Genomic DNA, 14,270 nt, shown 5'->3' with positions numbered 1-14,270 from the left:
AACCTGAACTGAAGGAAATGTGAAGGAGCGTCAGAATCTGCCGTCGGCGCGCAGCACGAGGTCGAGCAGCCCCGGGAAGCGGGCGTCGAACTCGGCCCGGCGCAGCCGGTTGACCCGCCGGGGACCCTCGTCCCGCTGCTCCACCAGCCCGGCCCCGCGCAGCACCGCGAAGTGGTGGCTGAGGGCGGCCTTGCCGACCGGCACGTCGAAGCTGCCGCAGCTGCGGGTCCAGTCGCCGGAGCCGGCCAGCTCCCGGACCAGGGTGAGGCGCACGGGGTCGGCGAGGGCGGCGAGCGCCGTGAGGAGGGACACCTCGTCGGGGTGGGTGTGCTCCGGGGCGGCCCGGTGACTGCCGGTGGTCACTGCCACGCTCCCCTCTTCCGCTTGCCGAGTGTTCGATGAAAACCATACACTCGCGAGTGTTCGCTTTTGATTGAACAGTCGAGTCGAGCCAGGGGTGTGGCATGCGCGCGGTGGAGTTCCAGGAGTACGGCGGTCCCGAGGTGCTGCGAGTGGTGACGGCCGAGGAGCCTGAGCCCGGCCCCGGGCAGGTGAGCATCGACGTGGCCTACACCGGCGTGAACTTCGCCGACCTCAAGGCCCGCGCGGAGGGCTACCGGGTGCCCGCGCTGCCGTACGTCCCCGGCCTGGAGGTCTCCGGCCGGGTCCGCGCGCTCGGCGCGGGCGTCACGGGACTCACCGTCGGCCAGGAGGTGGTCGCGCTCACCGAGGGCGGCGCCTACGCGGAGGTGGCGGTGGCCGAGGCGACGACCGTCTTCCCGGTCCCCGCCGGCCTGGACCTGCGCACCGCCGCGACCCTGCCGACGGTGCTGCCCACGGCCTACGCCCTCGTCCACACCGTCGGCCGGCTCCAGCCCGGCGAGTCGGTCCTCGTCCAGGGCGCGGCCGGCGGGGTCGGCACGGCGGTCGGGCAGCTCGCGCGGGCGGCGGGCGCCGGGGCGGTGCACGGCGTGGTGTCCTCGGCCGCGAAGGCCGCCCACGCCAAGAGCCACGGCTACGACGAGGTGTTCGTCGGCGCCTTCCAGGAGCCGGTGCGCGCGGCGACCGGGGGGCGCGGTGCCGACCTGGTGCTGGACCCCGTCGGCGGCGACACCCTGCGCGCCGGACTGGCCTCGCTGGCGGTCTTCGGGCGCCTGGTCTCCTACGGCAACGCGAGCGGCGCCGAGCCGTGGAGCGTGGGCCGGCCCGAGCTGTACCCGCTCGGCGTCTCGGTCTCCGGCTTCTCCATCCTGAACCTGGCCCGGACCGCGCCGGACGCGCTGCGGCGGCTGTCGGAGCGGGCGTTCGCGAAGGCGGTCGACGGCACGGTGACCCTGCCGGTGACGGCCGAGTTCCCGCTCGACCGGGCGGCGGAGGCGCACCGGTTGATGGGAGGACGGTCGAGCACGGGGAAGCTGCTGCTGCGGGTGGCCGACTGAGTGTGCGTCAACTTCTCCCGGGTCCAGGGAACTTCGCGATTCATAACGACTTGCCATCCCGAGCAGGGATGTTGTTAATGGTCGTCACTGAGTTGCGAGGGATCGCCTGACCTCTGGGGGACAGAAGCAGATGCAGAACGGCCAGCCACCCGAGCGCCCGGCCCAGGATCCGCCACCCGTACCCACCCGGCCGACGTCCGCACCCACCGCGCCGCCCGCTGCGCCGGCCACCGTGCCCGCCGCTGCGCCGGGCGTGCCGGACGTCCCCGCGCCGCCGGCTCATCCGGCGCCGGTCCGGGTCGATCTGCGGGTCAGCAAGCGGATCCTGTGGATCGGGGCGGCGGTGTACCCGCTGCACAACATCGCCCGCGTCTACACCTTCGTCATGCGCCCCAAGCGCAAGGAGGCGGTGCTGCGGTTCCTGCGGTACACCGCCGTGACGATGATCGTCGGTTTCCTCGCGATGCTGCCGGGACTGCTGGCCTCCATCAACGGGGGCGGAGTGGACGGCAACTCCGGTGCCGCCGGCTATGTCGTGTTCGTCTGGATCGTGGCCGCCCTCGCCGAGATCTACTTCCTGATCGAGATGATCGGCATCCTGACCGCCGCCCCCCAGCACGTCCTCGCGATCGAGACCTCAGGTGCGTCGACCGCGCTGGTCACCAGCCAGAACGCGCAGTACCTGGACCAGATCGTCGGTCAGATCTCCTACGCCATCGATCATCCGGACGTCGAGTTCAAGGTCACGGTGGAGAGCCTCACCGTCTCGCCGAAGAACTACTACTTCGGCGACAACGTCAACATGTACGGCGGCAGCGGAAACGTGGGGATCGGCGCATGAGCGGCTCGAACAACTACTACTACGGCGACAACGTGAACATGTACGGCGGCCAGGGCAACCAGGGCATCGTCAAGAACCAGGCGGGCGCCGGAGCCGGGCAGCAGGACCCGGCCCTGGTCGCCGCCCTCGCCGAACTGCACCGGCTGATCGCCGAGTTGCGGGCGCAGGTGCCGACGCCCAGCGCCCAGCTCCTGGACGAGTCCCTGCCCGCCCTCAGCCCCGACGCCACCGTGCCCGCGCAGGAACGGCACCGAGCGCTGATGGCCGTCGCGGGGATCGCCACCACGGTCGGGGCCGTCGGCCAGCCCGTGGCCGAGGCGGTGCGGGCGGTCATCGGGATGATCAGCGGGTAGCCGACGGGAGGGTGACCGCCGCGGGGGTGCTCCGCCGTGCCGGGTGAGTTCCCAGCGCCCCTTCGGGGCGCTGTTGCCCCGCCGCTCCCCCGCCCAGCACAGTGAAGCCATGGACGAACGACAGGCCCGCGCCTGGCTCGCCACCGCCGTAGCAGAGGCCCGTGCCGGGCTGGAAGAGGGCGGGATCCCCATCGGCGCCGCGCTGTACGCCCCGGACGGCACCCTCCTCGGCCGGGGCCGCAACCGCCGGGTGCAGGACGGCGACCCCTCGATGCATGCCGAGACGGCCGCGTTCCGGGCGGCGGGGCGGCAGCGCACGTACCGTGGCACGACCATGGTCACCACCCTCTCCCCCTGCTGGTACTGCAGCGGCCTGGTCCGCCAGTTCGGTATCTCCCGGGTGGTGATCGGCGAGGCCACCACCTTCCACGGCGGCCACGAGTGGCTGGCCGGTCACGGCGTGGAGATCCTGGTTCTGGAGGACCCCGAGTGCGTGACGATGATGCGCGCCTTCGTCAAGGACAACCCCGAGCTGTGGAACGAGGACATCGGTGACTGACGCGCGTGTTCCCACCATCGACCTGCGGCCCTGGTCGGCCGGTGACGAGGCGGCTCGGGCCGGCCTCGCCCGTACCGTCGACCAGGCGCTGCGGACCGCCGGATTCCTTCTGGTCACCGGGCACGGGGTGGAGCCGGAGCTGCGGGCGGGGATCCGGCGGGCGGCGCGGGAGTTCTTTCTGCTGCCCGTCGAGGTCAAGCAGCGGTACGAGGCGAAGGTCGGCGGCCGGGGCTGGCTCGGGCCCGGTGCCGAGGCCAACGGGTACGCGGAGGGGACCGAGACACCGCCCGACCTGAAGGAGTCGCTGACCTTCGCGACGGACGAGCCGTTCGAGGACCCGGTGGTCGACGCCGAGTGGTACGCGCCCAACGTGTGGCCGGCCGAGGTGCCGGAGCTCCGGGAGCTGTGCAGGACGTATCTGGCGCGCATGGCCGCCCTGGAGAAGGAGCTGCTGTCGCTGCTGGGATACGCGCTCGGGCTCGAACCCGACTTCTTCTCCCGGCACATGGACCGTCCGACGTACGGCTTCAACATCAACTGGTATCCCGGGACGGACGTCGTCGGCGAGCCGCTGCCGGGGCAGTTCCGGATCGGGCCGCACACCGACTTCGGCACCGTGACCGTCCTGGACCGGCAGGCCGGGAAGGGCGGGCTTCAGGTGTACACCGACGCCGGCGGCTGGGAGGACGCGCCGTACGACCCGGCCGCCTTCACCATCAACGTCGGTGACCTGCTGGCCCGTTGGACCGGCGACCGGTGGCGCTCCGGGCGGCACCGGGTGCTGCCTCCGCCCGTCGACGCGCCCGCCGAGGAGCTGATGTCGCTCGTGTACTTCGGCGAGTGCAACCCGGGCACCCGCGTGGAGTCCGTGCCGGCGCCGGTGGGCCGGGTGGCGTACCCGCCGGTCGACTCGCATGTGTACCTGCGCGAGAAGCTGGACTCGATCACCGTCGGGTGAACCCGGCCCCGGCGCCTCACCGTCGGTTGTTCACTTCCGCGTTCGGCCTGCCACCCGTTCCGTCGGCGACCAGGTGTGCGCATGGGTGCCTGCGCGACCACATCGCCTCGGTGACCCACGGCACCCTGTCCGCAGCGTCCTGACCGCCTGCGCCGCACTAGGTGAACTGACCGGGAAGGGGTTCCGAAGGTTCCGAGGGCGCGGGGGGCTGTGGGGTCCGGTAGGCCGCGAGGCCCTGTGTGGACTCCAGGATGCCGATCAGGCGTTCGAATCTGTCGCGCCAGGCGGACTCCGACGCCGCCTCGCCCTGGAACTCGTGGGTGAAGCGCAGCACGCTCTCGCCGGCGCCGCCCCGCTCCAGATGGAACCGGATCCGGCCGCCGCCCTCGACGGTGTACTCCGCGACCCGGTCCACGTCCCAGGCGGTGACCCGGCCGGAGCCCAGGTCACGCAGGGTGACCGCGCCGTCGAGGCGGGGCTGCAGAACGTCGACGGCGGTGCACCACGCCCCGAGTCCCTCGGGGGTGGCCACCGCCGGCCAGACGTCTTCCATGGGCCTCGGGAGCCGCACCAGGAAGTGGAGTATGTGCGTGTTCCCGTGGGTCTGGCTGGTGCCCTGTGCGATGGAACCGCTCATGACACCAGTGTGGGCGACCCTCGGCTCACACGCCCGCGTAGGAGTGCTTGCCGCTGACGAAGATGTTGACGCCGTAGTAGTTGAACAGCCAGCAACCGAAGGCGATCATCGCCAGATAGGCGGCCTTGCGGCCCTTCCAGCCGGCCGTGGCGCGGGCGTGCAGGTAGCAGGCGTAGGCGACCCAGGTGATGAAGGACCAGGTCTCCTTCGGGTCCCAGTTCCAGTAGCGGCCCCAGGCGTCACCGGCCCAGATCGCACCCGCGATGATCGTGAACGTCCACAGCGGGAACACCGCCGCGTTGACCCGGTAGGCGAACTTGTCCAGCGAGGCCGAGGCGGGCAGCCGCTCCAGGACCGAGGTGGCGAAGGCACCCGGCTTGCCGCCGGTCTGCAGCTTGGTCTCGTACGAGTCCTTGAACAGGTACAGGATCGTGGCGACCGCGCCGACGTAGAACACCGCGCCGCAGAAGATCGCGGTGGAGACGTGGATGTACAGCCAGTACGAGTGCAGGGCCGGCACCAGCTGGTCGCTCGCGGTGTACAGGACGGTGACCGCGAGGCCCAGGTCGAGCAGGACCGTGGTGATCAGGAACAGCCCGAGCCAGCGCACGTTCTTCTTCAGCGCCAGCAGCGCGAGGTACACGCCGACGGCCACCGTGGAGAAGGTGATGTTGAACTCGTACATGTTGCCCCACGGCGCCCGCTGCACGGAGGCCGCACGGGCGACGACACCGGCCAGCTCCACCAGGAAGGCGAGCACGGTGAGCGAGACGGCGATCCGCCCGTAGAGGTCGCCCTGCGCGTCCCCGCCGTGCGCACCCGGCCCGTCCGGCACATCACGGGCACCGGCGGCCGAGCGGACGACGACCTTGGGCCGCTCCAGCACGGCCGTACCGCCGGCCTGCTTGACGGTGACGGCAGGAGCCTTCGCGGAGGTCTCCGACTGAGCCGTCAGCGCGGCGGCCGTACGGGCCACCTTGCTGCGGCTGCCGAAGAGCCATTCGGCGATGTACGCGAAGAAGGCCAGGGTGTAGACGGCCATCGACGAGTAGATCAGCGTGTTGCTGATGCTCGCCAGGTGTTCGTTGGTCGTGGCGGCGAGATCGGTTGCGGCGGCGAGAGTCACTTCTCGGCCCCTTCGGCAGGTACGACTGGGGTGTCGGGGGATTCTGAAGAGTGGTCGTCGGGGTCGGGTGCCCCCGGCGCCTGGTCGTAGAGGATTCCGGCGAGGTCGCCCAGCTCCTCGGGCACCTTGGCGGACTCGCTGCGGCCCAGCCCGGCCATCTCGACGACCGTCACGCCGTCGGCCCCGCGCACCGCGCGCACCCACACCCGGCGCCGCTGGATGAACAGGGAGCCGGCCAGACCGAAGATCGCGGCGAGGGCACCGCCGAGCGCCCAGCCGCTGCCGGGCTCCTGGACGATCTCGAAGCCGGCCCACTCCTTGATGTCCTTCTCGAAGGTGATGGACCCGGCGCCGTTCGGCAGCGTGAGCGTGTCGCCCGGCTGGAGGAGCTTCTTCAGCAGCTGGCCCTTGCTGTCCTTGAACGCCTTCATGTGCGTCTTGTCCAGCTGGTACACGTTCTGGGTGCCCGTGTCGACGCCCAGGTCGCCGTGGTAGGCGTTGACCGCGAGCAGAGGGTTCACCAGCGACGGGAACTGCGAGAGCATCGTGCCGCTCTTCGGATCGAAGGTCGGCACGAAGAAGGCCTGGAAGCCGAGCTGTTCCTTCTGGCCCTGCGGGTTGCGGTAGCCGTCCATCACCTTCACCACACCGTTGGAGGTGACATTGCCGTCGAGCGGCAGCAGCGGTGTGGCGGCGTGGTAGACGACCGTGCCCTTGCCGTCGCGGACGGTGATGACGGGCGCGTAGCCGTGGCTGACGAGGTAGACCTTGGAGTCGTCGATCGTCAGCGGCGTGTTGACCTTGATGGTGGTCGGCCGGTCCTTGCCGTACGCGCCCTTGCTGTAGGTGATCTGCGCCTCGAAGGTGCGCGGGGTGCCCTTGTTGGGCCCGGTGACCTCGTAGGTGGCCTTGAAGTCCTTCAGGCTGAAGCTGAACGGCACCAGGTCATCGGCCTGGAACAGGCTGCCGGACTTGAAGTCGTCGTACTGCGGAAGCGCGTTGGAGAACCCGTCGCCCTCCACCACCAGCTTGGTGCCGTCCGACTTGTACAGCTGGCCGGAGGCGAAGGCGATCAGCAGCACGATCAGGGCGATGTGGAAGGCCAGGTTGCCCAGCTCGCGCAGATAGCCCTTCTCGGCGGCGACGGCGTCACCGGCGACATGGGCGCGGAAGCGGCGCTTCTTCAGCAGGGCGAGCGCGGCCTCGCGCACCTGCTCGGGCTCGGCGGTCGTACGCCATGTCGTGTAGGCGGGCAGCCGGTTCAGCCGCTTGGGGGCGCCCGGCGGCCGGCCGCGCAGCTGGCCGACGAACTGCCAGGTGCGCGGGACGATACAGCCGATGAGGGAGACGAACAGCAGGATGTAGATCGCGGAGAACCACACCGAGCTGTAGACGTGGAACAGGCCGAGCTTGTCGTAGATCGGCGCGAGCGTCTTGTGGGCCTTGCGGAAGTCGTCGACCTTGTTCAGGTCGGCGCCGGTCTGCGGGATGAGCGAGCCGGGGATCGCGCCGAGCGAGAGCAGCAGGAGCAGCAGCAGCGCGACCCGCATGGAGGTCAGCTGCCGCCAGAACCAGCGGACCCAGCCGATGACGCCGAGGCCGGGCGCGACGGAGAGTTCCTCCGCCGGGGCGGTGGACAGCTGGGAGCCGGCCGCGCCGAGGTCCTCGTGGTCGGGGCCCGCCTGGTCCTGGCTCTTGTCGGTTTCGGTTGTGCTCATCGATCAGATCCCCACAGTGAAGCCGTCGGACCAGGTCTGCACCTGCTGCACCAGACTGTCCCAGGCGCCGGTCAGCAGCAGCACACCGGTCACGATCATCATCGTGCCGCCGATGCGCATCACCCAGACATAGTGGCGCTTGACCCAGCCGAACGCGCCGAGTGCCTTGCGGAAGGCGATCGCGGTGAGCACGAAGGGGACGCCGAGGCCGAGGCAGTAGGCGACGGTCAGTACGGCGCCCCGGCCGGCGCTCGCCTGCTGGGAGGACAGGGCGATGACGGAGGCGAGGGTCGGGCCGATGCAGGGGGTCCAGCCGACCCCGAACAGGGCGCCGAGCAGGGGCGCGCCGATCAGACCGGCCGTCGGGCGCCGGTGGAAGCGGAACTCACGCTGGGTCAGCCAGGGCATCAGCCCCATGAAGAAGACGCCCAGCAGGATCATGAGCACGCCGAGCACCTTGGACAGCGTGTCCTTGTACTCCTGCAGGGTGGAGCCGAAGAAGCCGAACAGCGCGCCGCCGGAGACGAACACGGCGGTGAAGCCGAGGACGAACAGGAGGGCACCGGTGGCCATCCGCCCGCGCCTGGCCTCGGCCAGGTCGGTGCCGGCGACGCCGGTGACATAGGAGAGGTAGCCGGGGACCAGGGGCAGGACGCACGGGGAGAAGAAGGAGACGAGCCCGCCGAGCAGCGCGACCGGCAGGGCGATCAGCAGGGCGCCGCTTCGCACCGTCTCGTTCTGGCCCGTCGCGGCCAGCGTCAGGAGCGCGCTCACGTCACTTCTCCGCGAGGACCGGCTTGAGCATCTTCAGCAGGGCGGTGTCGTCGAGCGCCTCCAGGGCCCGCGCGGCGACCTTCCCCTGCTTGTCGATGACGAGCGTGGAGGGGATCAGCTGCGGGTTGAGGGTGCCCTTCTTGAAGCGGAGCATCAGCCTGCCCGTGGGGTCGTACAGGCTCGGGTAGCTGATCCCGTGCTCCTTCTCGAAGGCGACCGCGGGGGTGGTGCTGGTGTCCCGGGTGTTGATGCCGACGAACTGCACACCCTTGCCCTGGTACTGCTTCGACACCTTGGAGAAGTACTGGGCCTCCTCGCGGCACGGCCCGCACCATGAGCCCCAGACGTTGACGACGACGACCTGGCCCTTGTAGTCGGCGACGTCCAGGGCCTTGCCGTCGATGGTCTTGCCGGACAGGTCCGGGGCACCGGTGCGCTTGCCCACCGGCACGGTGTCGATGCCGTTGTGGCCGGTGACGAAGTTGGTGTTGCCACCGCCGCCGGAGGTGCCGCCCTTGCCGCACGCGGACAGGGTCAGGGCCGCGACGGCGGCCACGGCGCTGAGCTGGACGGCGCGGCTACGGGTACTCATGTGAAAAGTTTCGCATGTCCGTTCCGGCGATCTGTGGCACCCCCCTGCCGGGCGGAAAACGCCATTTCAGGGCGTATTTACACGGGACATTTCCGGCAGGGGGTCGAGCGAGAGGCTGCGCGGGGAAGTGGTCGGGGCGCTACGCGAGGAAGGTCTTCCAGCCGCCGGCCGGAGCCTGTCCGGGCGCCAGCGTGCGCAGCTTGGCGAGCACCTCGGGCTTCTGCACGTCGATCCAGTCGCAGAACTGCCGGAAGGAGACGAGCCGTACGTCGGCGCCCTTCTCCTTCGCCCGGGCGATGTGCTTGAAGGCCTGCTCGACGGCGTCCATGTAGATGCCGCCGTTCCAGTGCTCGAAGTGGTTGCCGATGAAGAACGGCGCCCGGTTCGAGAAGTATGCCCGCTTGAAGCCGGCGATGTACGCCCCGGCCGCCTGCTCGCGCCAGGCCGGGTAGTTGTAGGCCGGCGCCTTGGTCGAGTTCTGCGACTGGTTGAACATCATGTTGTAGTCCATCGAGAGGACCTGGAACTTCCTGCCGGGGAAGGGGATCTCCTGCAGCGGCAGGTCCCACAGCCCCTGCTTCTTCACCGGCCACATCTGCAGACCGCCGGGCGAGGAGGCGTCGTAACGCCAGCCCAGTTCACGGGCGGTGGGCAGCAGGTTCTCCTGGTTGAGCAGACAGGGCGTACGGCCGCCGACGAGCTCCTTGTCGTAGTCGAACGGCAGGGCCGGCATGTCGGTGAGGCCGGTGTTGGTCTTCCAGTTCTTGACGAAGGACTTGGCCTGCTTGATCTCGCTGTGCCACTGCTGGGGCGTCCACCACTTGACCGAGGTGTGGGCATCGCCGCAGAAGTGGCCGTTGAAGTGGGTGCCTATCTCGTGGCCTTCGAGCCAGGCCCGGCGGACGTTGGTCAGCGTCGCCTTGATGTGGTCGTCGGCGAGGTAGCCGATGTCGGAGGCGCCGACCCTGTTGTTCGGCGGAACGTACAGGCGCTTCTTCGACTCGGGCAGCAGGTAGAGACCCGAGAGGAAGAAGGTCATGCTCGCACCGTGCTGCTTGGCCAGGTCCAGGAAGCGCGGGAAGAGCCCGTTGCCGACCTCGCCGGCGCCGTCCCAGGAGAAGACCACGAACTGCGGCGGGGTCTGGCCGGGCTGCAGCGGCTCGGGCGCGGCCGGCTGGTGCGGCTGCTTGCCGGTGTACGACGTGGAGCCGTCCCCGATGAGCCGTCCCTGCGGGGCGCCGCTCGCGCCTCCGTCCTGGCCGTTCTTTCCGTCGCCGGAACCGTTCGACCGCCCGGCGCCGTCCGATGACGTGTGGCTCCCGCAGCCGGCGAGGGTGGCGGCGGCAGCGGCACCCGCGCCGAGGCCGAGTATTCCCCGGCGGGAGAGGGTCCGGGAGACGGTGCGCATGGAAATCCCCGATTCATCGCGCGTGGTGTCAGTCACCCTGAGAGAGGGCGCGACGATCGGGGAGGTTCCTTTGATTCGTATGGTTTTCGTAACGGATATCGCAAAAGCGCGCTAAGTCACGTCAAACGGGCCGTCAGAATCGGGCGCATTCAGGCACCGAAGGCCTTCCCCCGGGCGGTGCCCTTGCCCTTCTGCGGCTTGGCACCGGCCCGCAGATGGGCCGGGACGAGATCGATGGCGGGCTCGCTGTAGCCGACCGACACGATCTTGTCGCCCAGGTAGGTGAAGGACGTCAGGGAGGCCAGTGTGCACTGCCGCTTGCGCGGGTCGTGCCACAGCCGCCGCCGCTCGACGTACGACCGCACGATCCAGATCGGCAGCTGATGGCTGACCAGCACCGCCTCGTGCCCGCGCGCCTGGTCCTTGGCCGCGTTCAGCGCGCCCATCATCCGCACGACCTGGTCGACGTAGGGCTCGCCCCAGGACGGCCGGAACGGGTTGACGAGGTGCTTCCAGTTGCCGGGCCGCTGCAGCGCGCCGTCGCCGACGCCGAAGGTCTTGCCCTGGAAGACGTTGCCGGCCTCGATGAGCCGCTCGTCGGTGTCCAGGTCCAGACTGTGCGCCTTGGCGATCGGGGTGGCCGTCTCCTGCGCCCGCTCCAGCGGCGAGGCGCAGACGTACGTCACGTCCCGCGCGGCGAGGTGCTCGGCGACCCGGTCGGCCATCTGCCGCCCCAGCTCGGACAGGTGGTAGCCGGGCAGCCGCCCGTACAGAATGCCGGTCGGGTTCTCGACCTCGCCGTGTCGCATGAGATGGACGACGGTGACGTCCTTGTCCCTGCTGCTGATGCTGTTGCTCACGCGGTGGCCTCCGCAGCCGCCCGGGCCGCCGCCGGAAGGGCGTCGGCGATCTTCTGGATGGCCCGCTCGTCGTGGGCCGTGGACACGAACCAGGACTCGAAGGACGACGGCGGCAGGTAGACGCCGTTCGACAGCAGCGAGTGGAAGAACGCGGTGAAACGGAACGACTCCTGGCGCTTGGCGTCCTCGTAGTCGCGCACCTGCCGGTCGGTGAAGAACACCGAGAACATGTTGGAGGCCGTCTGCAGCCGGTGCGCGACGCCCTCCTTGTTCAGCGCCTCGGTGACGAGCGCCTGGATCTGCGCGGACACGGCGTTCACCGTCTCGTACGCGGCGTCGTCCAGCAGCCGCAGCTGGGCGAGCCCGGCGGCGGTGGCGACGGGGTTGCCGGAGAGCGTGCCGGCCTGGTAGACGGGCCCGGCGGGCGCCAGGTGCGCCATGACATCGGCGCGCCCACCGAAGGCGGCGGCGGGGAACCCGCCCCCCATCACCTTCCCGAACGTCATCAGATCGGGCTCGACCCCGTCGACCCCGTACCACCCGGCGCGGCTGGTCCGGAACCCGGTCATCACCTCGTCGGAGATGTAGAGGGCGCCGTTCTTGTGGCAGGCGTCCCTGAGTCCCTGGTTGAACCCGGGGTCCGGCGGCACGACGCCCATGTTGCCCGGCGAGGCCTCGGTGATCACGCACGCGATCTCGCCGGGGTACCGGTGGAAGGCCTCCTGCACGGCCTCGAGATCGTTGTACGGCAGCACGATCGTGTCCCCGGCCTGCGCGCCGGTGACGCCAGGAGTGTCGGGCAGCGCGAAGGTGGCGACACCGGAGCCGGCGGCGGCGAGCAGCGCGTCCACATGCCCGTGGTAACACCCGGCGAACTTGATCACCTTGGACCGGCCGGTGAACCCACGGGCGAGCCGGATGGCGCTCATGGTCGCCTCGGTGCCGCTGCTCACGAGCCGGACCTGCTGCACGGGCCCGACCCGGGCGACGATCTCCTCGGCGAGCGCGACCTCGCCCTCACCGGGCGTGCCGAAGGACGTACCGCGGGCGACGGCCTCCTGGACGGCGGCGATGACCTCGGGGTGCGAGTGCCCGAGGATCATGGGCCCCCAGGAGCAGACGAGGTCGACGTACTCGCGGCCGTCGGCGTCGGTGAGGTAGGGGCCCTTGCCGGACACCATGAAACGAGGCGTGCCGCCGACCGCGCGGAAGGCGCGCACCGGCGAGTTCACCCCGCCGGGCGTGACGGCGGAGGCGCGGTCGAAGAGCGCCTGGGAGGCGGGCGCGTCGAAGGGATAGGGCGTTTCGCTCAGGGCACTCATGGTGTGCGACTTCTCCGGCTTCTCGGACTCCGGTGACTTGGGTGACCCCCTCAGGGTAGGCCGCGGGCGGGCCGTGAGGCGGCCGACCTCCGGTCCGCGGCACCGCGGGGCCACCATCTGCGAGACTGAGACCTGATACACACAGCTGTTACGCACGTAATGATCAGGGGCCGGACAAGAACCCGTGGACTGTTGTTCCACCGCACGTTTCGGCGGGCGGCCGTGGGGGAGGTCACTGACACGATGATCGGGTTGCGCGGCGGGGGCCACGCGTCCTAGAAAAGCAGTCGGGTGGAGATATGCATCGCGGTGGCGGACTGGGCGAGGGGACTGATGACCTGGGTCCTCGACGTGCCCGGCGGGGAAGGCACCGGCGCGACGCGGAGGAAGCGACCGAAGCACGGCAGAGCGACGCACGTCAGACACAGGGTGTACCGGGTGAGCCCGAGTGGTACGACCGGCGGACCGACCGGCAGCTGGAGAGCCAGCTCGACCGGCCGACCGACCGCCGGCTCGTCGACCGGGCAGACCGCCTGAGGGCGGGGAGCAGGAAGGGTGGTCGGGTGGGGGTGACGTACAAATACTTCGGCGCGCCCGACGGCGCGACCGCGGCCCGCGTCCCCATCTCGATGCGCCCCGAGGAACTCGGCGGCGACGAGCTGGGCATGAACGGCATGTTCACCAAGATCAAGCCGGAGACCATGGCCGCGATGGTGCTGACCGGCATCGAGGGCGTCCCCCTGCACAAGGTCCCGCCCCTGGAACTGGTCGTCCTCCACCCCGACTACGCCGTCGTCAAGCTCCCCATGACCGTCGTCGACCCCCTGCGCGGCATCGGCGAGGAAGCGGTCGGCGCGGCGGCGTTCATCTGGTCCACGGTCCCGGACCGGGGTGGGCCACGGGATGCGTTCAATGTGTACCAGTTGCTGCACGAATGGCAGGACTTCTCGCATCGGCTGCATGAGGCGGGGCATCAGCCTTATTGCCTTGTTTGGCCTTGAGCTGGGGGTTCGAGGGGTTGGGTGGGGTTTCACGACCCCGCCCTCGTCATGCGCCGGAAGGGGTCGTCAGGCGGCCGGGGCACATTGAGGGCAGCACGACCTCGACCTCGGGCCACAGCTTGCGGCAGGTCGCGTACGAGCGGCGTTCCATGTACGGCTTGGAGATCAGAAGCAGCGAGTCGACCTGCACACCGGCCTCGCCGAGCAGCTCGCGGGAGAAGCTGATGTTCTGGCCGGTGTTGGCCGCCTTGGGCTCGACCAGGATCGCCTCGTCCGGCACACCCAGGCTCAGGGCATGCTCCCGGTAGTGAACGGCCTCGCCGCGCGGGAAGCGGGCGCGAGTGGTGGGGCTGTTTCCGCCGCTGAACACCAGCACCGGGAAGAGGCCGGCGCGGTACAGCTCGGCGGCCGTAGTGGCCACACCGAGGTCGTGGCAGCCCAGGCCGATCGCCGCCGAGCAGGGCCGCTGCTCGTGGCCCATCTGGTGATAGTTCCAGATCAGCGTCGCGTCCTGGAACTGCTCGACGGTGATCTGACGCTGCTCGTGCTGCGGCACTGGCACTCCCTGACTCATCCCTGCCGGCCCTTTCGGATGCCCTCGATACTGCCCAACGAGCCGGAGCCCCCGACGGAACAGCCGATCACGGAGCTTGTCCTGCGTCCGGGTGACCCGCACGTATTC

The 14,270-nt window shown here is 69.9% G+C and carries 15 protein-coding genes and 1 pseudogene; 6 read left to right on the top strand and 10 right to left on the bottom strand.

What is annotated here, in order from left to right:
• Positions 1-30 precede the first annotated feature (30 nt).
• A complete protein-coding gene (locus tag ACFYOH_RS00205; RefSeq protein ID WP_388621012.1) occupies positions 31-363 on the bottom strand; it encodes an ArsR/SmtB family transcription factor in 333 nt (110 codons plus the stop codon).
• A gap of 101 nt (positions 364-464) precedes the next feature.
• Here ACFYOH_RS00205 and ACFYOH_RS00200 point away from each other — a divergent pair, with 101 nt between their 5' ends.
• The 5 genes from ACFYOH_RS00200 to ACFYOH_RS00180 all read left to right on the top strand — a co-directional run bounded on the left by ACFYOH_RS00200 (position 465) and on the right by ACFYOH_RS00180 (position 4,150).
• Positions 465-1,439, top strand: a complete 975-nt coding sequence (locus ACFYOH_RS00200) for a zinc-binding alcohol dehydrogenase family protein (RefSeq protein ID WP_388619297.1) — start codon at positions 465-467, stop codon at positions 1,437-1,439.
• A 130-nt stretch (positions 1,440-1,569) separates the two neighbouring features.
• Entirely contained in the window at positions 1,570-2,280 is a 711-nt protein-coding gene (locus tag ACFYOH_RS00195) for a DUF6232 family protein (protein WP_388619294.1), read from the top strand.
• Positions 2,277-2,633 (top strand): hypothetical protein, encoded by a 357-nt coding sequence (locus ACFYOH_RS00190; protein ID WP_388619292.1) that lies wholly within the window; start codon positions 2,277-2,279, stop codon positions 2,631-2,633. Before ACFYOH_RS00195 ends, ACFYOH_RS00190 begins: the two co-directional genes overlap by 4 nt.
• 109 nt (positions 2,634-2,742) lie before the next feature.
• Entirely contained in the window at positions 2,743-3,192 is a 450-nt protein-coding gene (locus ACFYOH_RS00185; RefSeq protein WP_388619289.1) for a nucleoside deaminase, read from the top strand.
• Entirely contained in the window at positions 3,185-4,150 is a 966-nt protein-coding gene (locus ACFYOH_RS00180; protein WP_388619287.1) for an isopenicillin N synthase family dioxygenase, read from the top strand. Before ACFYOH_RS00185 ends, ACFYOH_RS00180 begins: the two co-directional genes overlap by 8 nt.
• A 157-nt stretch (positions 4,151-4,307) precedes the next feature.
• Here the strand turns inward: ACFYOH_RS00180 and ACFYOH_RS00175 are convergent, their stop codons facing one another.
• The 8 genes from ACFYOH_RS00175 to hemL form a co-directional block, all read right to left on the bottom strand.
• Positions 4,308-4,787 carry a hypothetical protein gene (locus tag ACFYOH_RS00175; RefSeq protein WP_388619284.1) on the bottom strand — a complete coding sequence of 160 codons (480 nt, stop codon included), beginning with the start codon at positions 4,785-4,787 and terminating at the stop codon, positions 4,308-4,310.
• Positions 4,788-4,812: 25 nt separating this feature from the next.
• A complete protein-coding gene (gene ccsB, locus ACFYOH_RS00170) occupies positions 4,813-5,913 on the bottom strand; it encodes a c-type cytochrome biogenesis protein CcsB (RefSeq protein WP_388619282.1) in 1,101 nt (366 codons plus the stop codon).
• Complete coding sequence (locus ACFYOH_RS00165; protein ID WP_388619279.1) at positions 5,910-7,631, bottom strand: cytochrome c biogenesis protein ResB; 1,722 nt, start codon at positions 7,629-7,631, stop codon at positions 5,910-5,912. Before ACFYOH_RS00165 ends, ccsB begins: the two co-directional genes overlap by 4 nt.
• A gap of 3 nt (positions 7,632-7,634) precedes the next feature.
• The gene (locus ACFYOH_RS00160) at positions 7,635-8,405 is read right to left on the bottom strand and encodes a cytochrome c biogenesis CcdA family protein (RefSeq protein ID WP_388619276.1); all 771 of its coding nucleotides are present in this window, start codon (positions 8,403-8,405) and stop codon (positions 7,635-7,637) included.
• A 1-nt stretch (position 8,406) separates the two neighbouring features.
• The gene (locus ACFYOH_RS00155; RefSeq protein WP_388619273.1) at positions 8,407-8,997 is read right to left on the bottom strand and encodes a TlpA family protein disulfide reductase; all 591 of its coding nucleotides are present in this window, start codon (positions 8,995-8,997) and stop codon (positions 8,407-8,409) included.
• A gap of 139 nt (positions 8,998-9,136) precedes the next feature.
• Entirely contained in the window at positions 9,137-10,405 is a 1,269-nt protein-coding gene (locus tag ACFYOH_RS00150; RefSeq protein ID WP_388619271.1) for a hypothetical protein, read from the bottom strand.
• Between the two features lie 149 nt (positions 10,406-10,554).
• Positions 10,555-11,214 carry a histidine phosphatase family protein gene (locus tag ACFYOH_RS00145; RefSeq protein WP_388621010.1) on the bottom strand — a complete coding sequence of 220 codons (660 nt, stop codon included), beginning with the start codon at positions 11,212-11,214 and terminating at the stop codon, positions 10,555-10,557.
• A gap of 47 nt (positions 11,215-11,261) precedes the next feature.
• Positions 11,262-12,578: a glutamate-1-semialdehyde 2,1-aminomutase gene (gene hemL, locus ACFYOH_RS00140; protein WP_388621009.1), complete on the bottom strand. Its 1,317-nt coding sequence runs from the start codon at positions 12,576-12,578 to the stop codon at positions 11,262-11,264.
• A gap of 308 nt (positions 12,579-12,886) precedes the next feature.
• Between hemL and ACFYOH_RS00135 the strand changes: the two genes are divergently transcribed.
• Positions 12,887-13,588, top strand: coding sequence for a hypothetical protein (locus tag ACFYOH_RS00135; protein WP_388619269.1), 702 nt, complete (start codon positions 12,887-12,889; stop codon positions 13,586-13,588).
• Positions 13,589-13,673: 85 nt separating this feature from the next.
• Here the strand turns inward: ACFYOH_RS00135 and ACFYOH_RS00130 are convergent.
• Positions 13,674-14,162 (bottom strand): annotated as a pseudogene (locus ACFYOH_RS00130) (YdcF family protein); the annotation flags it as partial.
• Positions 14,163-14,270: the final 108 nt, after the last annotated feature.

The organism is Streptomyces sp. NPDC007856, assembly GCF_042868225.1.
Classification (GTDB): Bacteria; Actinomycetota; Actinomycetes; order Streptomycetales; family Streptomycetaceae; genus Streptomyces.
The sequence above is the reverse complement of the archived record's forward strand: the minus strand, read 5'-3'. Positions and strand labels throughout refer to the sequence as shown.

Coding starts and splice junctions, on each gene's coding strand:
- ACFYOH_RS00200 (WP_388619297.1), top strand. CDS start 465: ATGCGCGCGGTGGAGTTCCAGGAGTACGGCGGTCCCGAGGTGCTGCGA.
- ACFYOH_RS00195 (WP_388619294.1), top strand. CDS start 1,570: ATGCAGAACGGCCAGCCACCCGAGCGCCCGGCCCAGGATCCGCCACCC.
- ACFYOH_RS00190 (WP_388619292.1), top strand. CDS start 2,277: ATGAGCGGCTCGAACAACTACTACTACGGCGACAACGTGAACATGTAC.
- ACFYOH_RS00185 (WP_388619289.1), top strand. CDS start 2,743: ATGGACGAACGACAGGCCCGCGCCTGGCTCGCCACCGCCGTAGCAGAG.
- ACFYOH_RS00175 (WP_388619284.1), bottom strand. CDS start 4,787: ATGAGCGGTTCCATCGCACAGGGCACCAGCCAGACCCACGGGAACACG.
- ACFYOH_RS00165 (WP_388619279.1), bottom strand. CDS start 7,631: ATGAGCACAACCGAAACCGACAAGAGCCAGGACCAGGCGGGCCCCGAC.
- ACFYOH_RS00155 (WP_388619273.1), bottom strand. CDS start 8,997: ATGAGTACCCGTAGCCGCGCCGTCCAGCTCAGCGCCGTGGCCGCCGTC.
- ACFYOH_RS00150 (WP_388619271.1), bottom strand. CDS start 10,405: ATGCGCACCGTCTCCCGGACCCTCTCCCGCCGGGGAATACTCGGCCTC.
- ACFYOH_RS00145 (WP_388621010.1), bottom strand. CDS start 11,214: ATGCGACACGGCGAGGTCGAGAACCCGACCGGCATTCTGTACGGGCGG.
- ACFYOH_RS00135 (WP_388619269.1), top strand. CDS start 12,887: ATGCATCGCGGTGGCGGACTGGGCGAGGGGACTGATGACCTGGGTCCT.